This is a genomic window from Enterobacter sp. ECC-249, assembly GCF_043965265.1.
In the GTDB taxonomy this organism is placed as follows: Bacteria; Pseudomonadota; Gammaproteobacteria; order Enterobacterales; family Enterobacteriaceae; genus Enterobacter; species Enterobacter quasiroggenkampii.
Genome location: NZ_CP143660.1, coordinates 470,223 through 496,388, shown reverse-complemented (window position 1 = coordinate 496,388; position 26,166 = coordinate 470,223). Strand labels below are relative to the sequence as shown.

Here is a 26,166-nt window from a genome sequence, read left to right as displayed (position 1 = left end):
GGCAAGCAAGCACCGCCCGGCACTGTTACAGGGAATTACTCCCCTTCACCCGGGAACAGGAACGGGTTAATCGAGCTACGGGCAAAGCCCTCCTGCTCCATCTTCGCGTCCAGAATCAGCGAGGCGAGATCGTCGGCCACCGCTTCGACTTTCGGGTCTTTTTCCTGATACAGAATCTTCAGGTAAGTGCCGCAGTCGCCGCAGCTTTCGGCTTTCACTGCCGCTTCTTCATTTTCCAGCGACCAGTAGTTCAGATCGCGGGTTTGTTCGCAGTTGCTGCACTTGATGCGCACCACGTGCCACTCGGTTTCACACAGGTTGCAGTGCAGGTAGCGCAACCCCTGCGTGGTGCCGATTTGCACCATGCTCGATACCGGCATGGAGCCGCAGACCGGGCAGAACTGGCGCGCCTCGCCGTATTCGGCGCGCGCTTTACCGGGAATCAGGCTTGCCATTTGCGCCCAGTAGAGCGAAAGCGCAGCCCAGATAAACGGCGCTTTATCGCTGCTGACCAGAGAGAAGTCAGAGGCAAACAGCGCGCTCGCCATCTCTTCCAGCTCCAGGTCAGAGGCTTTTTCCAGATTCTCAATGACCGCTAGCGCGGTGCCGCTCATCTCCGGCTTCAGCTCGGCAATCAGCGAATGCAGCAGCTTTTGCCAGTGCTTGTCGCGCGGCAGGACGTGAATGTCCAGCGGCGGCTTGCCCTGCGCGTTGGCTTCTTTGATGCGCGCGGTCAGGTCCATTTGCAGGGGGTGGTCATACAGCACCACTTCCTGCGCGTGGGCAACCAGCGCGGCAAAACGCAGAAAATCGCCCAGCGGGTTGTTCTCTGCCAGCTCGCGCAGACGCTCTGCGCGGCGGTTGTAGAGGTTCTTGAGTCTGGGGAATAACAACGGCGGAATATAATCCGCCGTGCGTTTCTCGCTCGACCCCAGCTCATCTTGCGGGATTATGCGAATACTCATTCAGATGACTTTTCCTGTTTCTGGCGGACTTCACGGTACCAGCGCGGGTGATGTTTCTTCGCCCACGTACTGGTTACCCATCCTTCCACCATCGCGGTAATGGTGCCTTTCACCCAAAGGGCGGCGTAGATATGCACCATGATAACCACAATTAACGCCACTGCGGCAAATGAATGCAGCATCAGCGCGAATCGGATCACCGGGATTGAGAAAGCAGGCGCAAAGTACGGACGCCAGATGATCACGCCGCTCACCAGCAACAGGACCAGGAAGATAATCGCCGCCCAGAATACGCATTTCTGGCCGAAGTTATAACGCCCGGTGTCACCTACTTCCTCGTTGACGACGATCTTACGAATATTCTTCGCCCAAAAGATATCATCCCGATTGATTAGGTTATGGTGCCAGTAGCGGAAAAACATGATGATGAACGACGCGAACATGATGACGCCCACAAACGGGTGCAGGATGCGCGCCAGCTGTGGTGTCCCCATGATCTGCATCAGCCAGTTGAAGGATGGGAAGAAGAACCCCAGCCCGCTTATCGCCGCCAGCATGAAGCAGAAGGCGGTGACCCAGTGGTTGATGCGTTCCGGCGCGGTGTAGCGCACGATGGTGTCACGTTTTCTCATTTGCGCACCTCGTCTTTCTCTTCATGCAGGTTGTCGTCTTCCTCTTCCGCGCGGTTCGGACCAACGCCGACGTAGTGGAAGATGCTCGCTGCGAAGGTGGCAGCAAAACCGACCGCTGCCAGCGGTTTCCAGATGCCTTTCCAGAACTTCACGGTGGCGCTGATTTCCGGGTTCTCCGGCAGGCCGTGGTACAGATTCGGCTTGTCGGCGTGGTGCAGCACGTACATCACGTGCGTACCGCCAACCCCGGCCGGATCGTACAGGCCCGCGTTGTCGTAACCACGGGTTTTCAGCTCGCCCACGCGCTCTGCTGCCAGCGTTTTCATATCCTCTTTGGAGCCAAAGTGGATAGCGCCGGTTGGGCAGGTCTTCACGCACGCTGGCTCCTGGCCGACGGTGACGCGGTCAATGCACAGCGTGCATTTGTAGACGCGGTTGTCTTCCGGGTTCAGGCGCGGTACGTCGAACGGACAGCCCGCGATGCAGTAGCCGCAGCCGATGCACTGTTCGGACTGGAAGTCGACGATGCCGTTGGCATACTGAATGATAGCCCCTTCTGACGGACATGCCTTCAGGCAGCCCGGATCCGCACAGTGCATACAGCCGTCTTTGCGGATAAGCCATTCCAGTTTGTCGTTCTGCTCCACTTCCGAGAAACGCATCACCGTCCAGGACTTGGCGGTCAGGTCCGCCGGGTTGTCGTACACCCCGACGTTGTGACCCACTTCGTCACGCAGATCGTTCCACTCAGAGCAGGCCACCTGACAGGCTTTACAGCCGATACAGGTGGTTACGTCGATAAGCTTCGCCACTTCCTGCTGGTGGTCCCGCGCCTGAGGCGCGGGCGTGAAACCGTTAGTCGCGGAACGACGGATAATGTCTTGAGATTGATAAGCCATAAGTCGTCTCCGTTACACCTTTTCCACGTTCACGAGGAAGGCCTTAAACTCCGGCGTCTGCGTGTTCGCATCACCGACGAACGGCGTCAGGGTGTTCGCAATGAACCCTTTCTTCGCCACGCCCTCATAACCCCAGTGGATCGGAATACCAATGGTGTCCACCTGCTGACCGTGAACGTTCAGCGTGCGGATACGCTTGGTCACCACCGCCTTGGCTTTAATATAGCCGCGGTTAGAGGAGACCTTCACGGTATCGCCATGGGCGATGCCGAGCTTGCCCGCCAGCTTCTCGCCGATCTCCACAAACTGTTCCGGCTGCGCGATGGCGTTAAGCAGCGCGTGCTTGGTCCAGTAGTGGAAGTGCTCGGTCAGACGGTAGGTGGTGCCCACGTACGGGAACTTGTCCTTTTTACCCAGCGCTTCGAAATCGCCCTTGAAGATACGGGCTGCCGGGTTAGAGACCACGTTCGGGTGCAGCGGGTTGGTGCCCAGCGGCGTCTCAAACGGCTCGTAGTGTTCCGGGAACGGACCTTCCGCCATCTTATCGATAGCAAACAGGCGCCCCATCCCTTCAGGCTGCATGATAAACGGCCCGACGTCGCTGCCCGGTGCGGCAGTGCTGTAGTCCGGAATATCCACGCCGCCCCATTTCGCGCCGTCCCACTTCAGCAGCTGACGCTTCGGATCCCACGGGTTGCCCTGCGGGTCAGCGGACGCGCGGTTATAGAGGATGCGGCGGTTGAGCGGCCACGCCCATGCCCAGCCCAGCGTATTGCCAAGGCCTGACGGGTCGGCGTTATCGCGGTTGGCCATCTGGTTGCCCTTCGGCGTCCAGCTACCGGCAAAGATCCAGCAGCCGCTGGAGGTAGTACCGTCATCGCGCAGGTGCGCGAAGGTGCTGAGCTGATCGCCTTTCTTCGCCAGCACGGTGCCGGTGGCCGGGTCGATAACGTCCGCCAGCGCCTTACCGTTGCTCTCCATCGCCACTTCTTCTGGCGCAGGATTTTCCGGCGTCGAGTAGTTCCAGGTCATGTTCAGGACCGGTTCCGGGTTCGCGCCGCCTTCTTCCGCATACATCTTACGCAGGCGTAAGAAGATGCCGGCCAGGATCTCGCCGTCGTTCATGGCGATGCCCGGGGCGTCCGCGCCTTTCCAGTGCCACTGCAGCCAGCGTCCTGAGTTGACGATAGAACCGTTCTCTTCCGCGAAGCAGGTAGACGGCAGACGGAATACTTCGGTCTGAATCTTCGATGGATCGACATCGTTCGATTCACCGTGGTTCTGCCAGAAAGTTGAGGTCTCGGTATTGAGCGGGTCAATCGTCACCAGGAACTTCAGTTTCGACAGCGACTCAACAACCTTGTTCTTGTTCGGGAACGAGGCCACCGGGTTAAAGCCCTGGCACAGATAGCCGTTTACTTTGCCCTGGTGCATCATCTCGAAATACTGCAGAACGTCGTAACCTTTGTCCCACTTCGGCAGCCAGTCAAAGCCCCAGCTGTTTTCCGCCGTCGCTTTATCACCGAAGAACGCTTTCATCATCGAGACGAAGAACTTCGGATAGTTGCCCCAGTAGTTCACCTGGCCTTCAAGCAGCGGTTTAGGCGTGCTGGCCGTCAGGTAGGTTTGCAGGTCGGTCTGTTTCTCGCTTGGCAGGTTCATGTAACCCGGCAGGCTTTGAGACAGCAGGCCGAGGTCGGTCAGACCCTGAATGTTGGAGTGACCGCGCAGGGCGTTCACGCCGCCGCCAGCCATACCCATGTTGCCGAGCAGGAGCTGAACCATCGCCATGGTGCGGATGTTCTGCGCGCCGATGGAGTGCTGCGTCCAGCCGAGGGCGTACAGGAACGACGCGGTTTTGTCTTTCGCGCTGGTTTCGGCAATAAGCTCGCACACCTTCAGGAAGTCCGCCTTCGGCGTACCGCAGATGTTTTCGACAACCTCCGGCGTGTAGCGGGAGACGTGCTCTTTCAGCAGGTTCCACACGCAGCGCGGGTGTTGCAGGGTGGTGTCGCGCTTCGCAAAGCCTTTTTCATCCAGCTCGTAGTTCCAGCTGGTTTTGTCGTACTTGCGTTTTTCAGCGTCGTAACCGCTGAACAGGCCATCTTCGAAGTGATAATCCTCACGCACTATCAGGCTGGCGTTGGTATAGGCTTCGGTGTATTCGCGGTTATATTTTTCGTTGGTCATCAGGTACAGCAGTACGCCTGACAGGAAAGTGATGTCAGTACCTGAACGAATAGGGGTGTAGAAATCCGCCACTGACGCGGTACGCGTAAAGCGGGGATCGATCACAATCAGTTTCGCACCGTTGTGGATTTTGGCTTCCATCGCCCAGCGGAACCCGACAGGGTGCGCTTCAGCGGCGTTACCGCCCATCACCACAATGAGGTTGGCGTTCTTGATGTCGACCCAGTGGTTGGTCATCGCACCGCGACCAAATGTTGGAGCAAGACTTGCTACCGTTGGTCCGTGTCAGACACGCGCCTGGTTGTCGACCGCGAGCATACCGAGTGCGCGCGTAAATTTTTGGGTTAAATAACCGGTTTCGTTGCTGGAAGCAGAGGCACACAGCATCCCGGTGGAGAGCCAGCGGTTGACCGTGACGCCGTCGGCGTTCTTCTCAACAAAGTTGGCATCGCGGTCTTCTTTAATGTGTTTTGCGATGCGGTCGAACGCCTCTTCCCAACTGATTTGCTGCCATTTGTCTGAGCCTGGCGCGCGATATTCAGGGAATTTAAGGCGGCTTTCGGAGTGGATAAAGTCCACCAGACCGGCCCCTTTCGGGCACAATGCGCCGCGGTTAACCGGGTGATCCGGGTCGCCTTCGATATGGAAAATAGACGCTTTGGCGTTTTTAGCACCGTCGCCGAGGCTATACATCAACAGCCCGCAACCGACAGAGCAGTACGTACAGGTATTACGGGTTTCACGGGTGCGCAGCAGTTTATACTGCCGCGTTTCCGCCAGCGCTACGCCGGGCGCAAAGCCCAGTGCCGCTGCCGTGGTGCCTGCCATACCGCCAGCGCAGATCTTAAAGAACTGCCTTCTGCTGACCTGCATGGGTCACTCCTTGTTTCGACATTGCTTACATATGTAGTTTTGACTTCGCGGCTGAAGAATGACCGCAAAGGAGAAAAATTTGCGTTAATCCCTCAATTCCACGAGGGATATCATCAGAATACCACATTGTCGGTACCGCTGTTCTAATGGCGTTAATACAAAGTGAACGTATTATCACCATGTTGATTATAAAGTGTGATATCGATCACATTTACAGCTCCGCTTGTTAAAGGGGTGTAGCGGGTGGCGGGTTGCACCCCTGCTAAATGAGTAGGAGAATGGTTGTCGAAAAGTTGATCCATACTATGCGTACAGCCTGTGGTTTATGCTGCAATAGCACGCTCGCTTCCGTGGTTGTTCAGGAATACCGCTGTGTCTAAACAAAACCGTGCTCCCCACTCGTCACCACTGCCTGCGGGTATTGTGGAATTGTCGGTACACAGACCGCCGCACATCACCCATGCCACGCCGGATTTTCTGGCGGAAGAAGTGCCCGTTGCGCTCGTTTACAACGGCATCTCGCATGTGGTGATGATGGCATCTCCGAAAGATCTTGAGCTGTTCGCCATCGGTTTTTCCCTCTCGGAAGGCATCATCGAGCATCCGCAAGAGATCTACGGCATGGACGTGGTCCAGGCCTGCAACGGTCTTGAAGTGCAAATCGAACTCTCCAGCCGCCGCTTCATGGGGCTAAAAGAGCGCCGCCGCGCGCTGGCCGGGCGTACCGGCTGCGGCGTCTGCGGCGTTGAGCAGCTCAACGATATTGGTAAACCCGTTGCCCCACTGCTGTTTACTCAGACTTTCAATCTGGCGCACCTCGACCATGCGCTCAGGCACCTGAACGACGTACAGCCCATCGGCCAGCTTAGCGGCTGCACGCACGCCGCGGCGTGGGTATTGCCGTCGGGAGAGATTGCCGGTGGGCATGAAGACGTGGGCCGCCACGTGGCGCTGGATAAGCTGCTCGGCCGTCGTGCGCGTGAAAGTCAGGTCTGGCATCAGGGCGCGGCGCTCGTTTCCAGCCGGGCCAGCTACGAGATGGTGCAAAAGTCCGCCATGTGCGGTGTGGAAATTTTGTTCGCGGTGTCGGCGGCGACCACGCTGGCGGTGGAGGTGGCGGAGCGCTGCAACCTGACGCTGGTGGGCTTCTGCAAGCCGGGAAGGGCGACGATTTATACCCATCCTCAACGATTAATGGTTGATCAATAATTTTGAATGATATTAGCAAATCCTTCCGCTTTTAGTTGTTCGTGATGAGGTCTAGTATTTATCTCATCAAGGCACGGCGCCTTACCTAAAAAACTTAATGAAAGGGTTTATATCATGAGAAGCATCAAAACTTTTGTCGCTGTAATCGCTCTGGCTACTTCTTTCGGTTCTTTCGCTGCTCAGACCGTGACCGCAACCGCGTCAACTATTGACGGCGCAGAAGCGAAAATCGCGGCTCAGGCTCAGGAAGCCGGCGCATCATCTTACAAAATTACCCAGGCGTTCTCAGGTAACCGCGTACACATGACTGCTGAACTGACTAAATAAGCTGTCACACCGTCGAAAGAGCGCCCCCGGGGCGCTTTTTTAGTTTATGCCCGCCACGCGCAGCAGCGCGGTGACTACTGCCGCCGCCACGATCACCACGATTAACGGCATTTTCCGCCAGGCCAAAAACACCGCAAACGCCACGCCCAGCACGCGCGCCATGCCCGCGAAGTGGTCACCTTCATAAAATGTGGTCGCCAGCGCCACGGAGAACAGCAATACCGTTGCCGCATCTGACAGCAGCGCCTGAGAACGCTCCGATAGCGCCAGCCGGTTGCCGAGTTTGGCGCCGCCAAGGCGCATTAAATAGGTTCCGGCAGAAAGAATGGCGATGCCGAGAATAAAGACCGTCATATTTCCCATTATTTTTTCCTCGCAGCGAGACCCAGTAAAGAGAGCAGAACCGGTAATCCCACCGGGGCAAACGGCACGGCGGCCAGCGACAGAGCGGCACCGCTGCAGGCGCGGATCAGCGTGGTTCGGTTTTTAAATGCGGGAACCACTAATGCCAGCAGAATGGCCGGAAATACCGCGTCCAGCCCGATGGTTTCCGGGTCGGGCAACAGTTTGCCCACCATGGCACCCAGCAGCGCGCCGAGCGGCCAGATGATGGCAACGCCTAAGCCGCACAGCCAGTAGGCGGCTTTACGCTGCTCGGCGGTTTTTTGCGACAGGCCAAACACCACGCTTTCATCGTTCATGATGTGGCAGCCTAAAAGGCTCAGGCCACGCTTGCCCACCAGCTCACGCACCGTCACGCCAAACGGCACATGCCGCGCGTTGACCAGCAAGCCAGCAGCCGCAGCCGCCAGCGGATTGCCGCCGCTCGCTACGATGCCGATAAACATAAACTCAGACGCGCCCGCCAGCACGGTAATGGAGAGCACAAACGGTACCCAGACCGGGAAACCGTAGGCCATCGCCAGGGAGCCGTAGGACATCCCGACCACACCCACCGCGAGGCAGACCAGGATGATTGCTTTTATGGTGTCGCCTTTCAGGCAAGAGAGATGATGCTTCATACATTTTTAGCCATATCGAACGTGTATCCATTATAATGAACGCAACAGAACTGTTTTTCAAGATGAACGATTCGTTCGATTTACAGAACAAAAAGGGCCGTTATATGACGCAGCCGATCAGCCTGATCGCTAAAAGTCTGGTGCGGGAACGCCTGCGAACCGGGCTTTCACTGGCGGAAATTGCCCGCCGAGCCGGGATCGCAAAATCCACCCTTTCCCAGCTGGAGTCCGGCAACGGTAACCCTAGCCTGGAAACGCTGTGGTCGCTCTGCGTGGCGCTGGATATTCCTTTCGCCCGCCTGCTTGAGCCGCAGTTGCCGACCACGCAGGTGATCCGCCGCGGTGAAGGGACGAAAGTGGTCGCCGGACAGGCTAACTATGAAGCCATTTTACTGGCGGCATGCCCCCCCGGCGCGCGCCGAGATGTCTATCTTCTGATGACCCAGCCGGGTGCAGACCGTATTTCACAGCCGCATCCGCCGGGCTCGGTTGAACATATTATTGTGACGCAGGGACGAGCGCTGGTTGGCCTGCTTGACGCGGCGGAAGAGCTCGGCGCAGGGGATTACATTTGTTATCCCGCCGACCAGCCGCATATATTCAAGGCCCTGGAGCCAGACACTTACGCGCTGCTGGTGGCGGAACAAAACTAACGAAGATAGGGAAAATCATGTCGCTCAAAGCCATCGCCAAAGAACTGGGGCTCTCTGTTACTACCGTCAGCCGCGCCCTTAACGGATATGACGACGTTTCTGACGAGACGCGCGCTCGCGTAGAAGCGGAAGCCCAGCGACGCGGCTATCGGCCTAACACCTTCGCCCGTCGTCTGAAGATGGGCAAAATCGACGCCGTGGGGCTGGTGTTCCCGGTCCATCCTGTTCCGCTCAATAACAGCGTTTTTATGGACATGGTGGGTGAGATTAGCCACGAGCTGGCACGACATGAAATCGACCTGCTGCTCATCGCAGACGACGATCTGGCGGACAAACACAGCTACATGCGGATGGTGCAGAGCCGCCGCGTGGATGCGCTGATTGTGGCCCACACGTTGGATCGCGATCCGCGACTTGAGCAACTGCAGGCCGCCGGATTCCCCTTTCTGGCGCTTGGTCGCAGCCAGCTACCGCAGCCGTACGCGTGGTTCGACTTCGATAACTATGCCGGTACGTACAATGCTACCCACTGGCTGATCGGAAAAGGCCATCAGCGCATTGCCCTGCTGGGCGAAAGCAACAATCAGGCCTTCATCACCCAACGTCGTCAGGGCTATCTGGACGCGTTACGTGAAGCCGGGCTTTCCAGCGAATGGCTGCGCGTCATGCCCCCTTCGCGCCGCGTGGGGTATGCCACCACGAAAGAGCTTCTCTCGCTGTCGCAGCCGCCCACGGCCATCATTACCGACTGCAACACTCACGGCGACGGCGCGGCGATGGCGCTGGCGGAGCTGGGCCGCCTGAACGGCGAGAACGCCGTTGCGCTGGTGGTTTATGACGGGCTTCCGCAGGACAGCATCGTCGATGCTGACGTGGCGGCAGTGATCCAGTCCACCCGCCAGGGCGTCGGGAAACAGATTGCCGATATGGTTCGCCAGCTGATCAACGGCGAGGCGATCGAGCAGCTCCAGGTGCTCTGGCAGCCCGAATTCTCCCCCGGCCAGACGGCCTGAATCTCTCCATTTTCTAAACCCGATCACAAATCCGAAACGTTTTGGTTTGTATCCGAAACGTTTCGGATCAAAACTCAAGGCATCCCATGACAGGAGATGTCTGATGCAAGATTCCATTTTACGACTCGAAAGCGCGGCGGTGGATGTGGTGATAAAAACGCACCTGTTCGCCGAAATTATTTACTGGGGGCCGCATCTTCAGCACTTTTCGCCGCAAAATGCTGAAACCCTTTCCCGGCCAGTTGCCAACGGCAGGCTGGATGTTGATTCTCCGGTCACGCTAATGGCCGAGCTGGGGCACGGTCTGTTTGGGTCGCCCGGTATTGAAGGCCATCGTCTGGGCCTGGACGGTTCGCCTGTCTTTTGCACCACAGACGTCCAGCAGCAAGGGCAAACCCTGACGATTACGGCAGAAGATGAACATGCGGGCCTGCGGCTAACCAGCGAGCTGACGCTGGATGCCAGCGGCGTGCTGGCGGTGCGTCACGGCTTAACCAACCTGAAAGCGCAGGCGTGGCAGGTGGACCGTTTTGCCATAACGCTACCCGTGGCCGAACGCGCGCGGGAGGTCCTGGCCTTCCATGGGCGCTGGATTCGGGAATTTCAGCCGCACCGCGTGACGCTTGAGCACGACAGCTTTGTGATTGAAAACCGCCGGGGTAAAACCTCCCATGAACACTTCCCGGCGCTGATTTCGGGTACGCCGTCGTTCAGCGAAATGCACGGCGATGTCTGGGGCGTGCATCTGGGCTGGAGCGGCAACCACCGCCTACGTGCGGAAGCCAAAACCGACGGCCGCCGCTATCTGCAGGCTGAAGCCCTCTACCTGCCGGGCGAAATGGCGATTGAGGAGGGCGACACGCTCTGGACTCCGCGCCTGTATGCAAGCTACTCCGCGCAGGGCCTGAACGGCATGAGCCAGCAGTTTCACCATTACCTCCGCGACAACGTTATCCGCTTCCCCGAAAACAAACCGCGTCCGGTCCACCTCAATACCTGGGAAGGCATCTACTTTAACCACGACCCGGATTACATCATGCGCATGGCCGACGAGGCGGCCGCGCTGGGCGTGGAGCGCTTTATCATCGACGACGGCTGGTTCAAAGGTCGTAACGACGACTACGCCGCGCTGGGTGACTGGTATCTGGACGAGAAGAAGTACCCAAACGGCCTCACGCCGGTCATCAGCCATGTGAAACAGCTCGGCATGGAGTTTGGCATCTGGGTTGAGCCGGAGATGATTAACCCGGATTCCGATCTTTATCGTGCGCATCCCGACTGGGTGCTGGCATTGCCCGGCTACAGGCAACATACCGGGCGGCACCAGCTGGTGCTTAACCTGAACATACCGCAGGCGTTTGATTACCTGGTGGAGCGCATGAGCTGGCTGCTGGGTGAACATGAGGTCGACTACGTGAAGTGGGACATGAACCGTGAGCTGGTGCAGCCGGGTCACGTCGGAAAGGCCGCCGCCGACGCGCAAACCCGCCAGTTTTATCGCCTGCTGGACGTGCTGGGCGAGCGTTTTCCTCACGTCGAATTTGAATCCTGCTCCTCCGGCGGGGGACGAATTGATTATGAGGTGCTGACGCGCTGCCACCGCTTCTGGGCCTCGGACAACAACGATGCGCTGGAACGAAACGCTATCCAGCGCGGCATGAGCTATTTCTTCCCGCCGGAGGTGATGGGGGCGCATATCGGTCATCATAAATGTCACGCCACCTTCCGCCAGCACAGCATTGAATTTCGCGGTCTGACGGCGCTGTTTGGTCATATGGGTCTGGAACTGGATCCCCTCACCGTCGATGAGCAGGAGCGTGAAGGCTATCGCCGTTACGCCGCGCTGTATAAGCAGTGGCGCGAGGTTATCCATCAGGGAACCCAATGGCGCGTGGATATGCCGGATGCCACTACGCTGGCACAGGGTATTGTGAGCGAAGATAAAACGCAGGGGCTGTTTATCGTCAGCCAGCTCGCCATGCCGGACTACACGTTGATGATGCCGCTGCGCATGCCGGGGCTTGAGGCCAGCGCGCAGTATCGTATTTCGCTGCTCGATCACCCTGATATTCACATCACCGGTGAGGGAGGCCATACCATGCGTAAATTGCCGGCATGGATGGAGACACCGCAAACGGTGAGCGGTGAGTGGCTGATGCAGGCGGGCATAACGCTGCCGATTCTCGATCCGGAAAGCGCCATCCTGATTGGCGTGGAACGCGTGTAAAGGTGACGGGCCGGGAAACTGGCCCTCCGTTGAGGATAAAAATAATGAACACAACAACCTGTACCCACAAAGACAACCCCAATTTCTGGATTTTCGGGCTGTTCTTCTTTCTCTATTTCTTCATCATGGCCACCTGCTTTCCGTTCCTGCCGATCTGGCTGTCGGATATCATCGGCCTCAACAAAACCCATACCGGCATTGTCTTCTCCTGCATCTCACTCTCTGCCATTGCCTTCCAGCCGGTGCTTGGGGTGATCTCGGACAAACTGGGGCTGAAAAAACACCTGCTGTGGATCATCTCCGTGCTGCTGTTCCTGTTTGCCCCTTTCTTCCTTTACGTCTTTGCGCCGTTACTGAAAGCCAACATCTGGCTGGGCGCGCTGAGTGGCGGCATTTATATCGGCTTTGTCTTTTCGGCGGGCTCAGGGGCTATTGAGGCCTACATTGAACGCGTGAGCCGTAACAGCTACTTTGAGTACGGCAAGGCGCGCATGTTTGGCTGCCTCGGCTGGGGGCTGTGCGCCTCCACGGGCGGGATCCTGTTCGGCATCGATCCGTCGTATGTTTTCTGGATGGGCTCGGCGGCGGCGCTGCTGTTGATGCTGCTGCTGGTGGTTGCGAAGCCAAAACCCAACCAGACGGCGCAGGTGATGAATGCGCTGGGTGCCAACCAGCCGCAGATCACCGCGAAAACGGTCTTTAGCCTGTTCCGCCAGCGCAGAATGTGGATGTTTATTCTGTATGTAATTGGCGTGGCCTGCGTCTATGACGTCTTCGACCAGCAGTTTGCTACCTTCTTCAAAACGTTCTTCGCCACGCCGCAGGAGGGGACTCGCGCCTTTGGTTTTGCGACCACTGCCGGGGAAATCTGCAACGCGATCATCATGTTTTGTTCACCGTGGATCATTAACCGCATCGGCGCGAAAAACACGCTGCTGATCGCCGGGGTGATCATGGCGACGCGCATTATCGGCTCGTCGTTTGCCACCACCGCCGTAGAAGTGATCGCCCTGAAGATGCTGCACGCGCTGGAAGTGCCGTTCCTGCTGGTGGGGGCCTTCAAGTACATCACCGGGGTGTTTGATACGCGCCTTTCGGCGACTATCTATTTGATTGGCTTCCAGTTTGCCAAACAGTCGGCGGCGATCTTCCTCTCCGCGTTTGCCGGTAATATGTATGACCGGATCGGTTTCCAGGAGACGTACCTGATGCTGGGCTGTTTCGTGCTGGCGATTACGGTGGTGTCGGCGTTTACGCTCAGCAGCAGGGAGGAGATTGCGGCAGGCAATAAGGCGCTAGAAGTCCATTAACGCCCTGAACCCACTCACTATTCCGGCGTTGGTCAAAAAATGAATAACCTTATAAAAACTACGGCATTGATAATCATTTTCAATATCATTTAATTAACTATAATGAACCAACTGCTTACGCGGCATTAACAGCTGTGCCGCCCGACAATAATGGAGAGGATTATGAGTTATACACTGCCATCCCTGCCGTATGCCTACGACGCACTGGAACCGCATTTCGACAAGCAGACGATGGAAATCCATCACACTAAACACCACCAGACCTACGTGAATAACGCGAACGCCGCGCTGGAAAGCCTGCCAGAGTTCGCTAACCTGCCTGTTGAAGAGCTGATCACCAAGCTGGACCAGCTGCCAGCGGACAAGAAAACCGTTCTGCGTAACAACGCTGGCGGCCACGCTAACCACAGTCTGTTCTGGAAAGGCCTGAAGACCGGTACCACCCTGCAGGGCGACCTGAAAGCGGCTATCGAGCGCGACTTCGGTTCCGTTGACAACTTCAAAGCGGAATTCGAAAAAGCCGCTGCAACCCGCTTCGGCTCCGGCTGGGCGTGGCTGGTTCTGAAAGGCGACAAGCTGGCGGTAGTGTCTACTGCTAACCAGGACTCCCCGCTGATGGGTGAAGCTATCTCTGGCGCATCCGGCTTCCCAATCCTGGGCCTGGACGTGTGGGAACACGCTTACTACCTGAAGTTCCAGAACCGTCGCCCGGACTACATCAAAGCCTTCTGGGACGTGGTGAACTGGGACGAAGCAGCAGCACGTTTCGCCGCTAAAAAATAAGGTTGCATTGACGCCTGTGAGAAGCGAGTCTTATGACTCGCTTTTTTTGTATCTGCAGAAAGGAGCAGCGATGCACTATCCGGTGAATGTATTTACAGGCAAGGTAAGGGAGTACGACGGCAGCCGCCCGAGTGCCATCGCCAAAATTCAGGTCGACGGTGAGCTGACGTTAACCGACCTCGGGCTTGCGGGCGACGAGCAGGCCGAAAAGAAAATCCACGGCGGGCCCGAGCGCGCGCTGTGCCACTATCCGCGGGAACACTATCAGCACTGGAAAACCGAGTTCCCCGAGCAGGCGGATCTCTTCGTCGCCCCCGCGTTTGGCGAGAATCTCTCCACCGAAGGGCTCACCGAAAAGAACGTGTTTATCGGTGATATCTACCGCTGGGGTGATGCCCTGATTCAGGTGACGCAGCCGCGCTCGCCGTGCTTTAAGCTCAATTTCCACTTCGGTATTCAGGATATGTCTGCCCAGCTGCAAACAGCAGGTAAAACCGGTTGGCTGTACCGCGTGGTGCTGGCTGGGCAGGTTTCTGCGGACGCACCGCTTGAGCTGGCGTCGCGCCTGAGCGATGTGTCTGTGTATGACGCCTGCGCCATTGCCTGGCATATGCCGTTTGACGACGAGCAGTATCACCGCCTGCTGTCGGCGGCGGGGCTATCGACCAGCTGGACGAGAACGATGCAGAAGCGGCGTTTAAGCAGCAAGATCGAGGACAATTCGCGGAGGTTGTGGGGGAAGTAGCTGCCCCTCACCCCGGCCCTCTCCCCAAAGGGGCGAGGGTGAAAAGACCGCACCGAGCCGTCCCCTCTCCCCTATGGGGAGAGGGTTAGGGTGAGGGGATTACGAACGCTTATACAACGGTAGCCACAGCGTTAACCGCAGCCCACCCAGCGGGCTGTCATCGGCTTTCACCCAGCCGCGGTGCTGCTGCATGGCGGTTTCAACAATCGCCAGACCCAGTCCCGTACCGCCCGATTCCCGGTCGCGCGCTTCGTCGGTACGGTAGAACGGACGGAAAATCTGCTCGCGGTCTTCCGGGCTGACGCCAGGACCATCGTCGTCGACAATGACGGTGATGCCGTCTTTATCCACCGAGAACGCCACCTCAATCTTCGTATGCGAGTAGCGCAGGGCGTTACGCACGATGTTCTCCAGCGCGCTTTCCAGCGTGTTGGGGTTACCGTACAGCGGCCACGGGCCCGGCGGGAAGTTGACGGTGAAGGATTTACCCATCTGTTCAGCTTCGAACGCCGCGTTGTCCAGCACCTCGTGCCACAGGTGATTGGCTTTCACCGTTTCGCTGACCAGAGCGTTTTTCTGCTGATTGCGCGACATCACCAGCAGGTCGTTGATCATGCTGTCCAGGCGGTGAGCTTCCGTCTCAATACGCTCCAGCTCTTTGCTCTCACCGCTGCGGCGGCGCAGCAGCGCGGTGCCAAGCTGCAGGCGCGTAAGCGGGGTACGCAGCTCGTGCGAGATATCCGACAGCAGACGCTGCTGTGCGGTCATCATGCGATCGAGAGCGCTCACCATCTGGTTAAAACTGGTCCCGGCGGCAAGGAACTCCTGCGGTCCGGCTTCCAGTTCAGGGTGTTGTCGCAGGTTACCCTGCGCCACCTCATCGGCGGCATTCTTAAGCTTACGCGCCGGTTTTGCCAGGCTCCACGCCAGCCATAACAGCAGCGGCGAGCTGACCAGCATGGTGACAATCAACAGCAGGAGAGGGCGGTCAAACAGCAGGTTGATAAAATCAGACTGGGAGTTACTCGCCGGACGGATCAGGTAGAGCTGATAATTATCCTCTCCGTCTCTGACGGAGAAAGGCCCCACCATCTCTACGCGGCCATATTTCTTTTTCTGGGGATGATCGGCGTTATCCGCCTGGCCAATGAAGTTGCGGATAATCTGCATTTCATTGCGATCGGCGCCAATGACGCGGCCTTCGCTGGTCACCAGCAGCAGGCGTTGTCCGGGCGGCGCCCACTTGTCGATAGCGCGAAACAGCCTGCGCCACCACATTAAATCGTTCGGCGGATCGTTTGCCAGCTCGGCTTCCACGTGCTGCTCGATCATCACGCCCTGACGTTGCTCGCTGTCGAGAAGCTCCGTCATCTGGCGTGAGTCGAGTTTTGGCAACATCAGTACGAGCATTAAAACCAGTGCCAGCGTCAGCCAGAAGATGGCGAAGATGCGGGCGGTTAAGCTTCCTATCATGAAGCGGAAACCATCAGATAACCGCGACCACGCAGGGTTTTAAACCATGGATGACCGTCTTTACGCTCCGGCAGCTTACGGCGCAGGTTAGAGATGTGCATGTCGATGGCGCGGTCAAACGGGGTCAGACGTTTGCCCAGCACTTCCTGACTTAAATGTTCACGCGATACCACCTGGCCGAGGTGCTGCGCCAGCAGATACAGCAGGGTGAACTCCGTGCCGGTGAGTTCCAGCGTCTGGCCATCAAAGCTCGCTTCCTGACGGCCCGGGTTCAGGCTCAGGGAGTCGACTTCAAGGGTAGGTGAGCTGTTGTCGGTATTTTGCTGCTGCTCGCTCCAGTGGGAACGACGCAGGATAGCGCGAATACGGGCAACCAGCTCACGGTCGTTAAACGGCTTCGGTAAATAGTCATCCGCGCCCAGCTCAAGGCCGAGTACGCGATCGAGTTCGCTGCCGCGCGCGGTCAGCATGATAACGGGAGTCTGGTGTGTCTGGCGAAGTTCTTTCAACGTATCAATACCGTTTTTCTTCGGCATCATCACGTCGAGCAAAAGTAAATCGATGCTGTCGTCAAGGAGACTCAGCGCCTGCTCGCCATCATGGGCAACCAGGACGTTGAAACCTTCCATGTCGAGCAACTCCTTTAAAAGGGATGTGAGCTCTCGGTCATCATCAACTAACAGGATTTTATTCATTGTTTAAATACCTCCGAGGCAGAAATTACGACATCAAGGCTGTCTAATCCATGACTTTACGTTGTTTTACACCCCCTGACGCATGTTTGCAGCCTGAATCGTAGACTGTCTCTCGTTGAATCGCGACACGAAAGATTTTGGGAGCAAGTGATGCGCAAAGTTACCGCTGCCGTCATGGCCTCAACGCTGGCGTTCAGTGCGTTTAGCCAGGCTGCTGAAGCTATCATCAGCGATAACAGTCCCTTACAAGAGGGCGCAACGCAGAACAGCAGCCAAAGCCATATGTTTGACGGCATAAGTTTAACCGAACATCAGCGTCAACAGATGCGAGATCTGATGCAGAGGGCACGACACGACCAGCCCCCTGTTAATGTTAGCGAAATGGAGACAATGCACCGCCTTGTCACCGCAGAAAATTTTGACGAAAGCGCTGTACGCGCTCAGGCCGAAAAAATGGCACAGGCACAGGTTGCCCGCCAGGTAGAGATGGCGAAGGTCCGCAACCAGATGTTCCATCTGCTAACGCCCGAGCAGCAAGCGGTTTTGAATGCCAGACATCAGCAGCGAATGGACCAGCTGCGTGAGGTTGCACGGATGCAGCGAAGCTCAGAAACGACGTTTTTCAGTAGCAATAGCAGTACCCGTAGTAACCAGTAAACCCTGTTTTCCTTGCCATAGACACCATCCCTGTCTTCCCCCACATGATGTGGGGGTTTTTTTTGCCTGTCATTCTCTTTTGTTAACCGTTTATTCATCCTTCGACTCCGCATGCTTCCGTTATAATAGCGGCATGACATGACAGGAGCGTTTATGAATCAATCCTATGGAAGACTGGTAAGCCGGGCCGCAATGGCCGCGACGGTAATGGCGTCGTGCTTGCTGGTCATCAAGGTTTTCGCGTGGTGGTATACCGGTTCGGTCAGTATTCTGGCGGCGCTGGTGGACTCGCTGGTGGATATTGCCGCCTCGCTGACCAATCTGCTGGTGGTGCGTTACTCGCTGCAGCCAGCGGATGAAGAGCATACGTTTGGGCATGGCAAAGCGGAGTCGCTGGCCGCGCTGGCGCAAAGTATGTTCATTTCCGGCTCTGCGCTGTTCCTGTTTTTAACCGGCATTCAGCATCTCGTTTCGCCGACACCGATGAACGATCCCGGCGTGGGCGTGATTGTGACGGTCGTTGCGCTTATATGCACACTTGTTCTGGTAACGTTCCAGCGCTGGGTTGTTCGCAAAACGCAAAGCCAGGCTGTACGGGCGGATATGCTTCATTATCAATCTGATGTTATGATGAATGGGGCTATTCTTATTGCGCTCGGTCTGGCCTGGTATGGCTGGCATCGCGCCGATGCGTTGTTTGCGTTAGGGATTGGTATCTATATTTTATATAGCGCCCTGCGGATGGGGTATGAAGCGGTGCAATCACTGCTTGACCGTGCCCTCCCGGACTCAGAACGTAATGAAATTTTTTCTATTGTGACCTCCTGGCCCGGCGTCAGCGGTGCACACGATCTTCGAACGCGGCAGTCAGGGCCGACCCGCTTTATTCAGATTCACATTGAAATGGAAGACAACCTGCCACTGGTTCAGGCTCACGTCATAGCTGAGCAGGTCGAGCAGGCGATTTTGCAGCGTTTTCCTGGTTCAGACGTCATCATTCACCAGGATCCCTGCTCGGTTGTACCCGGTCATGTTGGGCTTTCGTAATTCGTTGTAAAAAAGTGAGCCAGGCCAGCATTTTGTGTATAAATTACCGCCATTTGGTCTGACCTGAATCAATTCAGCTGGAAGGGATTGATATACTATTTGCAGTATTCGTTGGTCGATAAGTTTCTTCCGGCAACAGATTTCAATTTTGCATTCCTAAGTTCAGAGGTAGTCATGATTAAGAAAATCGGTGTGTTGACAAGCGGCGGTGATGCGCCGGGCATGAACGCGGCAATTCGTGGTGTTGTCCGTGCAGCGCTGACGGAAGGCCTGGAAGTTTTTGGCGTTTATGACGGTTATCTGGGCCTGTATGAAGATCGTATGGTTCAGCTCGACCGTTACAGCGTGTCTGACATGATCAACCGTGGCGGTACTTTCCTCGGTTCTGCGCGCTTCCCGGAATTCCGCGATGAACACGTTCGTGAAGTGGCTATCGAAAACATGAAGAAACGCGGTCTGGACGCCCTGGTGGTTATCGGTGGTGACGGCTCGTACATGGGTGCAAAACGTCTGACCGAAATGGGTTTCCCGTGCATCGGTCTGCCGGGCACCATCGACAACGACATCAAAGGTACTGACTACACTATCGGCTTCTTTACCGCACTGGGTACCGTTGTTGAAGCGATTGACCGTCTGCGTGACACCTCGTCTTCTCACCAGCGTATCTCTATCGTTGAAGTGATGGGCCGTTACTGTGGCGACCTCACGCTGGCGGCAGCGATTGCGGGCGGTTGCGAATTTATCGTCGTGCCAGAAGTCGAATTTAGCCGTGAAGATCTGGTGGCTGAAATCAAAGCGGGCATCGCGAAAGGTAAAAAACACGCGATCGTCGCTATCACCGAGCACATCTGTGACGTTGACGAGCTGGCGAAGTACATTGAAGCCGAAACCAAACGCGAAACCCGCGCTACCGTACTGGGTCACATCCAGCGTGGCGGTTCCCCAGGACCTTACGACCGTATTCTGGCGTCCCGTATGGGCGCATACGCTATCGATCTGCTGCTGCAGGGTCACGGCGGCCGCTGCGTCGGTATTCAGAACGAAAAACTGGTTCACCACGACATCATCGACGCGATTGAAAACATGAAGCGTCCGTTCAAAGGTGACTGGCTGGACTGCGCGAAAAAACTGTACTGATCGGCGTTTGGTTTGTGCCGGGTGGCGGCAAGGTAAATGCAAAACGGTAACCCTTGGGTTACCGTTTTTTTTATGTTTGCTCCCTCTCCCGTGGGAGAGGGTTGGGGTGAGGGCATCAGGCCGCTCATAACCCTCTTTTATTCCACTACGTTATAGCCAATCTTTTTTTATTCTTTAATCCTCGATTCGCTTTCTGGCACGCTGCATTCATCAAAACACTACACAAGAGAGCTGGGCGATGAATAAATGGGGCGTGGGTTTAACATTATTGCTGGCATCGACCAGCGTTCTGGCTAAGGACATCCAGTTACTGAACGTGTCATACGACCCGACGCGTGAACTGTACGAGCAATACAACAAAGCGTTTGCGGCACACTGGAAACAGGAAACCGGCGACAACGTCGTGGTTCGCCAGTCTCACGGTGGTTCTGGCAAGCAGGCGACTTCCGTCATCAACGGTATTGAAGCCGACGTGGTGACCCTGGCGCTGGCCTACGACGTTGACGCGATCGCCGAGCGTGGCCGTATCGACAAAAACTGGATCAAACGCCTGCCGGATAACTCCGCGCCATACACCTCGACCATCGTTTTCCTGGTCCGTAAAGGCAACCCGAAACAGATCCATGACTGGAATGACCTGATTAAGCCGGGCGTGTCAGTCATCACCCCTAACCCGAAAAGCTCTGGTGGCGCTCGCTGGAACTACCTGGGCGCATGGGGCTACGCGCTGCATCACAACAACGGCGACCAGGCCAAAGCGCAGGAATTTGTGAAAGCGCTGTATAAAAACGTTGAGGTGCTGGACTCCGGCGCGCGTGGCGCCACCAACACCTTCGTCGAGCGCGGGATTGGCGACGTGCTGATCGCATGGGAAAACGAAGCCCTGCTGGCTACCAATGAACTGGGTAAAGACAAGTTCGAGATCGTGACCCCAAGCGAATCGATTCTGGCTGAGCCAACCGTCTCTGTTGTCGATAAAGTGGTTGAGAAGAAAGATACCAAAGCGGTGGCGGAAGCCTACCTGAAGTATCTGTACTCGCCAGAAGGCCAGGAAATTGCCGCGAAAAACTTCTATCGTCCACGCGATCCGGCCGTTGCGAAGAAATACGAAAGCGTCTTCCCTAAACTGAAACTCTTCACCATTGATGACGAGTTCGGCGGCTGGACGAAAGCGCAGAAAGAGCACTTCTCTAACGGCGGCACGTTCGATCAGATCAGCCAGCGCTAACCATTAGCCAATGACACGGTGACCCGGCGTGAGAAATCCGCCGGGTTTTTTATTTGGTCATCATTTTGCGTTACTCTTTTGCCTCTATTGAAAACAGGGAACGCGTTGTGAAAAAAATTATCTTATTGATCCTCATTGTCATCGCCCTTGCCGCTGGCGGCGTGTACTGGATGAAAGCGGGTAATCCGAATGCTTTGCGACATATCGTTCTCGACCAGTGCGTGCCGAATCAGATCCAGAACCGCAACCCGGCCCCCTGTGCCCAGGTGAAAACGGATGCAGGCTACGTGGTATTTAAAGACCGCAACGGGCCGCTGCAATACCTGCTGATGCCGACATATCGCATCAACGGCACCGAGAGCCCGCTATTGACCGAAGCGCATACGCCGAACTTTTTCTGGCTGGCCTGGCAGTCGCGCAGCTTTATGACCATGAAGCGCGGATCCGAGGTACCTGACAGCGCCATTTCGCTGACGATTAACTCGCCGACTGGCCGCACGCAGAACCATTTTCATATTCATATCTCCTGCCTGCGCCCGGACGTGCGCGAGAAGCTCAATGCGGCACAGGGAGAAATCAGCACCCAGTGGCTGCCGCTTCCTGGCGGGCTTGAAGGGCATGAGTATCTTGCTCGCCGGGTGACGGAGAATGAGCTGGTGCAGCGCAGCCCGTTCATAATGCTGGCTGAAGAGCTTCCGGAAGCGCGCGACCATATGGGGCGTTTCGCACTGGCGATGGCGCAGCAGTCGGATGGTTCGTTTGTGTTGCTGGCAACCGAACGTAACTTGCTGATGCTTAACCGCGCGTCAGCTGAGGAACTGCAGGATCATCAATGCGCTATCCTGAATTGACCCCACCATAAATAGCGTTTACTCGCCCTGCCTGTCGCCGTAGACTTGCTGAAAAATTCTACAGGAGACAGGTATGTCGCTCTGGTCAACGTATCCTCTGCTGCTGCCTTCACTGATCGTTGGCGTCACTATCGTGCTATGGGCGACGTCGCTGTTGCCGGAATTCATCACCGCGCTGCTGTTCTTTACGGCGGCAATGACCGCGAAGATTGCCCCGCCGGAGGTGATTTTCGGCGGTTTTGCTTCGTCGGCCTTCTGGCTGGTCTTCAGCGGATTCGTGCTCGGCGTGGCGATCCGTAAAACCGGACTGGCGGACAGGGCCGCCCGGGCGCTGTCGGCAAAGCTCACCGACTCCTGGGTGTTGATGGTGGCAAGCGTGGTGCTGCTGAGCTATGCGCTGGCGTTTGTGATGCCGTCGAATATGGGACGAATTGCGCTGCTGATGCCGATTGTCGCCGCAATGGCGAAACGCGCCGGTATCGCCGACGGCTCCCGCGCCTGGTTTGGTCTGGCGCTGGCGGTAGGGTTCGGGACGTTCCAGCTTTCGGCGACGATTCTGCCCGCTAACGTGCCTAACCTGGTGATGAGCGGTGCGGCGGAAGGCTCGTACGGCATCCATCTGAACTATGTCCCGTATCTGCTGCTTCACACGCCGGTGCTGGGCATTCTCAAAGGCCTGATTCTGATTGGCCTGATCTGCTGGCTTTTTCCCGGCAGCCCAAAACCGCCGAAGGAACAGGCGCCGTCTGAGCCTATGGGGCGGGACGAAAAGCGTCTTGCCTGGCTGCTGGCGGTGGTGCTGGGGATGTGGGTGACGGAGAGCTGGCACGGCGTGGGACCCGCCTGGACGGGGCTGGCGGCGTCGATCATCGTTATGCTGCCGCGCGTTGGCTTTATCACCGGGGAAGAATTTTCAGCGGGGGTGAATATGCGCACCTGCATTTACGTTGCGGGCATTCTTGGGCTGGCGATCGTGGTGACGCAAACCGGCATCGGAACGGCGGTGGGCGAGGCGTTGCTCCGCATTATGCCGCTGGATGCAGACCGACCGTTCACCAGTTTCCTGGCGCTGACCGGTATTACCACCGCACTCAACTTCATTATGACCGCCAACGGCGTTCCGGCGCTGTATACCACCCTGGCGCAAAGCTTCTCGGACGCGACCGGTTTCCCGCTGCTGTCGGTGATCATGATTCAGGTGCTGGGCTATTCCACGCCGCTGCTGCCGTATCAGGCGTCGCCGATCGTGGTGGCGATGGGGCTAGGAAAGGTGCCTGCCAGGGCGGGGATGGTGCTTTGTCTGGCGCTGGCTATTGCAACGTATCTGGTGCTGCTGCCGCTGGATTATCTGTGGTTTAGCCTGCTGGGACGGCTGTAAAAAAGCCCGGTGGCGCTGACGCTTACCGGGCCTACAGAACCGTAGGGCGGGTTAGCGAAGCGCCACCCGCCACAAAGGCAATTACGCCTGTTTAGCCGCTTCTGCCGCTTTAACGATCACCGCGAAAGCGTCCGCTTTCAGGGATGCACCGCCAACCAGCGCGCCATCGATGTCCGGCTGGGTGAACAGCTCAGCAGCGTTGGAGGCGTTTACGGAACCGCCGTACTGGATGATCACTTGCTCAGCGACTTTCGCGTCGGCTTTCGCAATGTGGTCACGAATGAATTTGTGAACCGCCTGAGCCTGCGCAGGGGTTGCAGATTTGCCGGTACCGATCGCCCAGACTGGCTCGTATGCGATTACCGCGCCTTCGAACGCTGCCGCGCCCTGGGTTTTCAGCACTGCGTCGATCTGACGTGCGCACACTTCTTCGGTTTTGCCCGCTTCGTTTTCCGCTTCGGTTTCACCGATGCACAGAACCGGGATCAGACCCTGCTCTTTCAGCACGGCGAATTTCTTCGCGATGAACTCGTCGGATTCTTTGTGATAGGTGCGACGCTCGGAGTGGCCGATGATGATGTATTTCGCGCCGATATCTTTCAGCATTTCAGCGGAGGTTTCACCGGTGAACGCGCCAGACAGGTTAACGTCAACGTTCTGCGCGCCCAGAATGATGTGGCTGCCGTCAGCGGCGTGTTTAGCCAGATCCAGGTACATATCCGGCGGAGCGATAGCAACCGCGCAGCCCGTCACGCCAGCCAGCTCTTTACGCAGGTTCGCAACCAGCTCGTTTACCATGTGGCGGCTGCCGTTCAGTTTCCAGTTACCCATCACTAAAGGATGTCGCATTTCAATTCTCCACGCTAAATAAGCGAATTAAGGAATATGGCCACCCTGTCGGGCAGCATGGTCTGTGAATCAGTATAGAGATTTTCCCTCGAAAGGCTTTGCTTTTTGTCATTAATTCGCCCCGCCGAGAGTGTCAGATAGTGCCAGCTTAATCGGTTCAACAGCGAAGGTCAGTCCTTTTTCGCCGTTGTCCGCCACAACATAGCGGATCGCGCCTTCGGTATCGGCGTAGTAACGCTTGTTTTTCCCGGCGGTAAGGAGTTTTTGCAGCTTTTGCTGGCTTTGCTTTTTCGTCAGCGCAGGGGTAAAGGCCTGCAGTACCGCGCTCATGTACTCCAGCGCTTTCGCCTTAGCGGCTTTCTGCTCTGGCCCCTGTATCGGCAGCCAGGTGATTTGCATGCTTTTAATTTTTAACGTCCCGCGCTCAAGCGCCGTTGAGGCATACAAATTCTCGTTAATCTTGCTTGCCGCACGGGTCAGGGTAGGCGTGTCGCGAGGGCCATCAATGGCGCGAAACTCATCCAGCGGGAGCGTTGGATTGGCCTGGTTGAAGGTTTCACGAAACTCGCTGATGGACTGATCGAACGACGGCGCGCCCGCCAGCAGATACGGCGCTGTGGTCGGGGCAGTGGTTTCGGCGGCGTGCAGGTGAAAACCCACGCTGAGCAGCGCTAAACACAGGAAGAGAGAACGTGCCGAACTTTTCATCAACATTGCCCCTGGCCGTAAGTGCTCATGATTAAAACGATATCTGGTCGGCTTGTCAAAAGGTCACAACTCCAGGGTAAAATGCGCGCTATACGATAATAAGGAACCTTACATGACCATACAGCAGTGGCTGTTTTCATTCAAAGGGCGTATTGGACGCCGTGATTTTTGGATCTGGATGGTGACGTGGGTTGTCGCCATGCTGCTTCTGTTTTTCGTCGCTTACAACGCATGGCTGAGCACGCAAACGGCGGCCTTCGCGCTGGTCTGCCTGCTCTGGCCAACGGCGGCCGTAGTCGTAAAACGGCTGCACGATCGCGGACGTTCCGGCGCGTGGGCATTTCTGATTATTCTGGCGTGGATGCTGGTGGCGGGAAACTGGGCGATGCTTCCGTCCATCCTGCCGTGGGTTGTGGGCAGGCTGCTGCCTTCGGTCATCTTCGTAATGATGATTGTCGATCTGGGCGCGTTTATTGGCACCCAGAGCGAAAACAAATACGGTAAAGACACCGTTGAGGTGAAATACCGCTGATTACCAGTAGTGTTCGGCGGTCATATGGCCCGGTCGGCGGCGAAGATGTTTCGTCATCTGCCGGGTATCCTTCAGAAGCTGCTGCGTGTCACGTACCATCTGCGGGTTGCCGCACAGCATGACGTGGCTGGTTTCAGCGTTCAGCGGCAAACCGACCGCCTCTTCCAGGGCACCACTCTCAATAAGCGCCGGCACGCGACCGGTCAGCGTTCCTGCTACGGTTTCACGGCTGACAACCGTCTGAATCTTTAACTTTCCGCTGTACTGCTGTTCCAGCGCCTGCATCTGCGGCAGGTAGCTCAGGTCTGCGGCGTAGCGCGCGGCGTGCACTAGCACGATATTTTTAAAACGCTCGAGGTCTTTGCCGTACTGCAAAATAGAGAGATAAGGGCCGATGGCCGTACCGGTTGCCAGCATCCAGAGCGTCTCACAATCCGGGATCTCTTCGAGCACAAAGAAGCCTGCCGCTTCACTCACAATTTGCACGTCGTCGCCGGGCTTAAGGGCGGCAAGGCGCGGGCTGAGCTTACCGTCAGGAACGGTGACCAGATAGAACTCAAGATCCGGGTTATCAGGCGCGTTAACGTAAGAGTAGGCGCGCTGCACGCGCTCGCCGTCGACGTCCAGCCCCAGCTTCGCAAATTGCCCGGCTTTAAACGGGTGAACGGGAGCATGGACGGTGAGACTAAATAGCGCATCGGTCCAGAACTGTACCTTTGTGACTTTACCTGTTACCCAGTCCGCCATGATCTTCTCCTGTGCT

The 26,166-nt window shown here is 56.8% G+C and carries 26 protein-coding genes; 15 read left to right on the top strand and 11 right to left on the bottom strand.

The window, feature by feature from the left end:
* Nucleotides 1–35: 35 nt before the first annotated feature.
* Genes fdhE through fdnG form a run of 4 tightly spaced genes read right to left on the bottom strand, consistent with a single transcriptional unit; the run spans nucleotide 36 to nucleotide 5,559 of the window.
* Complete coding sequence (gene fdhE, locus V1587_RS02435) at nucleotides 36–965, bottom strand: formate dehydrogenase accessory protein FdhE (RefSeq protein ID WP_010436850.1); 930 nt, start codon at nucleotides 963–965, stop codon at nucleotides 36–38.
* On the bottom strand, nucleotides 962–1,597 hold the full coding sequence (gene fdoI / locus V1587_RS02430) for a formate dehydrogenase cytochrome b556 subunit (protein WP_008501832.1): 636 nt from the start codon (nucleotides 1,595–1,597) through the stop codon (nucleotides 962–964). The genes fdhE and fdoI overlap by 4 nt, the downstream gene beginning before the upstream one ends.
* Nucleotides 1,594–2,496 carry a formate dehydrogenase subunit beta gene (gene fdxH, locus V1587_RS02425; protein WP_371899649.1) on the bottom strand — a complete coding sequence of 301 codons (903 nt, stop codon included), beginning with the start codon at nucleotides 2,494–2,496 and terminating at the stop codon, nucleotides 1,594–1,596. Before fdxH ends, fdoI begins: the two co-directional genes overlap by 4 nt.
* A 12-nt stretch (nucleotides 2,497–2,508) precedes the next feature.
* Nucleotides 2,509–5,559, bottom strand: coding sequence for a formate dehydrogenase-N subunit alpha (gene fdnG, locus V1587_RS02420; protein WP_094935278.1), 3,051 nt, complete (start codon nucleotides 5,557–5,559; stop codon nucleotides 2,509–2,511).
* Between the two features lie 372 nt (nucleotides 5,560–5,931).
* Between fdnG and fdhD the strand changes: the two genes are divergently transcribed.
* A complete protein-coding gene (fdhD, locus tag V1587_RS02415) occupies nucleotides 5,932–6,768 on the top strand; it encodes a formate dehydrogenase accessory sulfurtransferase FdhD (protein ID WP_371899650.1) in 837 nt (278 codons plus the stop codon).
* 114 nt (nucleotides 6,769–6,882) lie between these two features.
* The gene (locus V1587_RS02410) at nucleotides 6,883–7,095 is read left to right on the top strand and encodes a DUF1471 domain-containing protein (RefSeq protein ID WP_371899651.1); all 213 of its coding nucleotides are present in this window, start codon (nucleotides 6,883–6,885) and stop codon (nucleotides 7,093–7,095) included.
* A 39-nt stretch (nucleotides 7,096–7,134) separates the two neighbouring features.
* On the opposite strand, the gene V1587_RS02405 is transcribed toward V1587_RS02410, so the two are convergent.
* On the bottom strand, nucleotides 7,135–7,458 hold the full coding sequence (locus V1587_RS02405) for an AzlD domain-containing protein (RefSeq protein WP_371899652.1): 324 nt from the start codon (nucleotides 7,456–7,458) through the stop codon (nucleotides 7,135–7,137).
* Nucleotides 7,458–8,117 (bottom strand): AzlC family ABC transporter permease, encoded by a 660-nt coding sequence (locus V1587_RS02400; RefSeq protein WP_333052816.1) that lies wholly within the window; start codon nucleotides 8,115–8,117, stop codon nucleotides 7,458–7,460. The genes V1587_RS02405 and V1587_RS02400 overlap by 1 nt, the downstream gene beginning before the upstream one ends.
* A gap of 104 nt (nucleotides 8,118–8,221) precedes the next feature.
* Here V1587_RS02400 and V1587_RS02395 point away from each other — a divergent pair, with 104 nt between their 5' ends.
* The 6 genes from V1587_RS02395 (at nucleotide 8,222) to yiiM (ending at nucleotide 14,848) form a co-directional block, all read left to right on the top strand.
* A complete protein-coding gene (locus tag V1587_RS02395; protein ID WP_023309744.1) occupies nucleotides 8,222–8,770 on the top strand; it encodes a helix-turn-helix domain-containing protein in 549 nt (182 codons plus the stop codon).
* A 17-nt stretch (nucleotides 8,771–8,787) separates the two neighbouring features.
* Entirely contained in the window at nucleotides 8,788–9,783 is a 996-nt protein-coding gene (locus V1587_RS02390) for a LacI family DNA-binding transcriptional regulator (RefSeq protein WP_395314495.1), read from the top strand.
* A 103-nt stretch (nucleotides 9,784–9,886) separates the two neighbouring features.
* Complete coding sequence (locus V1587_RS02385; RefSeq protein ID WP_371899654.1) at nucleotides 9,887–12,010, top strand: alpha-galactosidase; 2,124 nt, start codon at nucleotides 9,887–9,889, stop codon at nucleotides 12,008–12,010.
* A 44-nt stretch (nucleotides 12,011–12,054) separates the two neighbouring features.
* Nucleotides 12,055–13,320, top strand: a complete 1,266-nt coding sequence (locus V1587_RS02380; protein ID WP_371899655.1) for an MFS transporter — start codon at nucleotides 12,055–12,057, stop codon at nucleotides 13,318–13,320.
* A 162-nt stretch (nucleotides 13,321–13,482) separates the two neighbouring features.
* Nucleotides 13,483–14,103: a superoxide dismutase [Mn] gene (gene sodA / locus V1587_RS02375; RefSeq protein ID WP_003861999.1), complete on the top strand. Its 621-nt coding sequence runs from the start codon at nucleotides 13,483–13,485 to the stop codon at nucleotides 14,101–14,103.
* Between the two features lie 70 nt (nucleotides 14,104–14,173).
* Complete coding sequence (gene yiiM, locus V1587_RS02370) at nucleotides 14,174–14,848, top strand: 6-hydroxyaminopurine reductase (RefSeq protein ID WP_371899656.1); 675 nt, start codon at nucleotides 14,174–14,176, stop codon at nucleotides 14,846–14,848.
* A gap of 99 nt (nucleotides 14,849–14,947) precedes the next feature.
* Here the strand turns inward: yiiM and cpxA are convergent, their stop codons facing one another.
* On the bottom strand, nucleotides 14,948–16,321 hold the full coding sequence (gene cpxA / locus V1587_RS02365) for an envelope stress sensor histidine kinase CpxA (protein ID WP_023309731.1): 1,374 nt from the start codon (nucleotides 16,319–16,321) through the stop codon (nucleotides 14,948–14,950).
* Nucleotides 16,318–17,016 carry an envelope stress response regulator transcription factor CpxR gene (gene cpxR / locus V1587_RS02360; protein WP_006179159.1) on the bottom strand — a complete coding sequence of 233 codons (699 nt, stop codon included), beginning with the start codon at nucleotides 17,014–17,016 and terminating at the stop codon, nucleotides 16,318–16,320. Before cpxR ends, cpxA begins: the two co-directional genes overlap by 4 nt.
* A 150-nt stretch (nucleotides 17,017–17,166) precedes the next feature.
* Between cpxR and cpxP the strand changes: the two genes are divergently transcribed.
* The 6 genes from cpxP (at nucleotide 17,167) to V1587_RS02330 (ending at nucleotide 23,314) form a co-directional block, all read left to right on the top strand.
* Nucleotides 17,167–17,673: a cell-envelope stress modulator CpxP gene (gene cpxP, locus V1587_RS02355; RefSeq protein ID WP_371899657.1), complete on the top strand. Its 507-nt coding sequence runs from the start codon at nucleotides 17,167–17,169 to the stop codon at nucleotides 17,671–17,673.
* Between the two features lie 153 nt (nucleotides 17,674–17,826).
* Entirely contained in the window at nucleotides 17,827–18,720 is an 894-nt protein-coding gene (gene fieF / locus V1587_RS02350) for a CDF family cation-efflux transporter FieF (protein ID WP_252034499.1), read from the top strand.
* Nucleotides 18,721–18,894: 174 nt separating this feature from the next.
* On the top strand, nucleotides 18,895–19,857 hold the full coding sequence (pfkA, locus tag V1587_RS02345; protein ID WP_023309696.1) for a 6-phosphofructokinase: 963 nt from the start codon (nucleotides 18,895–18,897) through the stop codon (nucleotides 19,855–19,857).
* 238 nt (nucleotides 19,858–20,095) lie between these two features.
* Nucleotides 20,096–21,085 (top strand): sulfate ABC transporter substrate-binding protein, encoded by a 990-nt coding sequence (locus V1587_RS02340; RefSeq protein WP_024909198.1) that lies wholly within the window; start codon nucleotides 20,096–20,098, stop codon nucleotides 21,083–21,085.
* A gap of 107 nt (nucleotides 21,086–21,192) precedes the next feature.
* Nucleotides 21,193–21,936 carry a CDP-diacylglycerol diphosphatase gene (locus tag V1587_RS02335; RefSeq protein WP_371899658.1) on the top strand — a complete coding sequence of 248 codons (744 nt, stop codon included), beginning with the start codon at nucleotides 21,193–21,195 and terminating at the stop codon, nucleotides 21,934–21,936.
* Nucleotides 21,937–22,009: 73 nt separating this feature from the next.
* Nucleotides 22,010–23,314 carry an SLC13 family permease gene (locus V1587_RS02330; protein WP_371899659.1) on the top strand — a complete coding sequence of 435 codons (1,305 nt, stop codon included), beginning with the start codon at nucleotides 22,010–22,012 and terminating at the stop codon, nucleotides 23,312–23,314.
* Between the two features lie 81 nt (nucleotides 23,315–23,395).
* Here the strand turns inward: V1587_RS02330 and tpiA are convergent, their stop codons facing one another.
* Both tpiA and V1587_RS02320 read right to left on the bottom strand, forming a co-directional pair.
* Nucleotides 23,396–24,163 carry a triose-phosphate isomerase gene (gene tpiA / locus V1587_RS02325; RefSeq protein ID WP_014172206.1) on the bottom strand — a complete coding sequence of 256 codons (768 nt, stop codon included), beginning with the start codon at nucleotides 24,161–24,163 and terminating at the stop codon, nucleotides 23,396–23,398.
* 111 nt (nucleotides 24,164–24,274) lie between these two features.
* A complete protein-coding gene (locus tag V1587_RS02320; RefSeq protein WP_371899660.1) occupies nucleotides 24,275–24,871 on the bottom strand; it encodes a DUF1454 family protein in 597 nt (198 codons plus the stop codon).
* A gap of 112 nt (nucleotides 24,872–24,983) precedes the next feature.
* Between V1587_RS02320 and V1587_RS02315 the strand changes: the two genes are divergently transcribed.
* Nucleotides 24,984–25,403: a DUF805 domain-containing protein gene (locus tag V1587_RS02315; RefSeq protein ID WP_023293600.1), complete on the top strand. Its 420-nt coding sequence runs from the start codon at nucleotides 24,984–24,986 to the stop codon at nucleotides 25,401–25,403.
* Here the strand turns inward: V1587_RS02315 and fpr are convergent, their stop codons facing one another.
* Complete coding sequence (fpr, locus tag V1587_RS02310; RefSeq protein WP_371899661.1) at nucleotides 25,404–26,150, bottom strand: ferredoxin--NADP(+) reductase; 747 nt, start codon at nucleotides 26,148–26,150, stop codon at nucleotides 25,404–25,406.
* Between the last annotated feature and the right edge of the window lie 16 nt (nucleotides 26,151–26,166).

Coding starts and splice junctions, on each gene's coding strand:
- V1587_RS02405 (WP_371899652.1), bottom strand. CDS start 7,458: ATGGGAAATATGACGGTCTTTATTCTCGGCATCGCCATTCTTTCTGCC.
- pfkA (WP_023309696.1), top strand. CDS start 18,895: ATGATTAAGAAAATCGGTGTGTTGACAAGCGGCGGTGATGCGCCGGGC.
- V1587_RS02400 (WP_333052816.1), bottom strand. CDS start 8,117: ATGAAGCATCATCTCTCTTGCCTGAAAGGCGACACCATAAAAGCAATC.
- V1587_RS02340 (WP_024909198.1), top strand. CDS start 20,096: ATGAATAAATGGGGCGTGGGTTTAACATTATTGCTGGCATCGACCAGC.
- yiiM (WP_371899656.1), top strand. CDS start 14,174: ATGCACTATCCGGTGAATGTATTTACAGGCAAGGTAAGGGAGTACGAC.
- V1587_RS02320 (WP_371899660.1), bottom strand. CDS start 24,871: ATGAAAAGTTCGGCACGTTCTCTCTTCCTGTGTTTAGCGCTGCTCAGC.
- fieF (WP_252034499.1), top strand. CDS start 17,827: ATGAATCAATCCTATGGAAGACTGGTAAGCCGGGCCGCAATGGCCGCG.
- fdoI (WP_008501832.1), bottom strand. CDS start 1,597: ATGAGAAAACGTGACACCATCGTGCGCTACACCGCGCCGGAACGCATC.
- fpr (WP_371899661.1), bottom strand. CDS start 26,150: ATGGCGGACTGGGTAACAGGTAAAGTCACAAAGGTACAGTTCTGGACC.
- V1587_RS02395 (WP_023309744.1), top strand. CDS start 8,222: ATGACGCAGCCGATCAGCCTGATCGCTAAAAGTCTGGTGCGGGAACGC.
- cpxR (WP_006179159.1), bottom strand. CDS start 17,016: ATGAATAAAATCCTGTTAGTTGATGATGACCGAGAGCTCACATCCCTT.
- V1587_RS02330 (WP_371899659.1), top strand. CDS start 22,010: ATGTCGCTCTGGTCAACGTATCCTCTGCTGCTGCCTTCACTGATCGTT.
- V1587_RS02385 (WP_371899654.1), top strand. CDS start 9,887: ATGCAAGATTCCATTTTACGACTCGAAAGCGCGGCGGTGGATGTGGTG.
- fdxH (WP_371899649.1), bottom strand. CDS start 2,496: ATGGCTTATCAATCTCAAGACATTATCCGTCGTTCCGCGACTAACGGT.
- V1587_RS02380 (WP_371899655.1), top strand. CDS start 12,055: ATGAACACAACAACCTGTACCCACAAAGACAACCCCAATTTCTGGATT.
- sodA (WP_003861999.1), top strand. CDS start 13,483: ATGAGTTATACACTGCCATCCCTGCCGTATGCCTACGACGCACTGGAA.
- V1587_RS02390 (WP_395314495.1), top strand. CDS start 8,788: ATGTCGCTCAAAGCCATCGCCAAAGAACTGGGGCTCTCTGTTACTACC.
- V1587_RS02410 (WP_371899651.1), top strand. CDS start 6,883: ATGAGAAGCATCAAAACTTTTGTCGCTGTAATCGCTCTGGCTACTTCT.
- cpxA (WP_023309731.1), bottom strand. CDS start 16,321: ATGATAGGAAGCTTAACCGCCCGCATCTTCGCCATCTTCTGGCTGACG.
- V1587_RS02315 (WP_023293600.1), top strand. CDS start 24,984: ATGACCATACAGCAGTGGCTGTTTTCATTCAAAGGGCGTATTGGACGC.
- tpiA (WP_014172206.1), bottom strand. CDS start 24,163: ATGCGACATCCTTTAGTGATGGGTAACTGGAAACTGAACGGCAGCCGC.
- fdhE (WP_010436850.1), bottom strand. CDS start 965: ATGAGTATTCGCATAATCCCGCAAGATGAGCTGGGGTCGAGCGAGAAA.
- cpxP (WP_371899657.1), top strand. CDS start 17,167: ATGCGCAAAGTTACCGCTGCCGTCATGGCCTCAACGCTGGCGTTCAGT.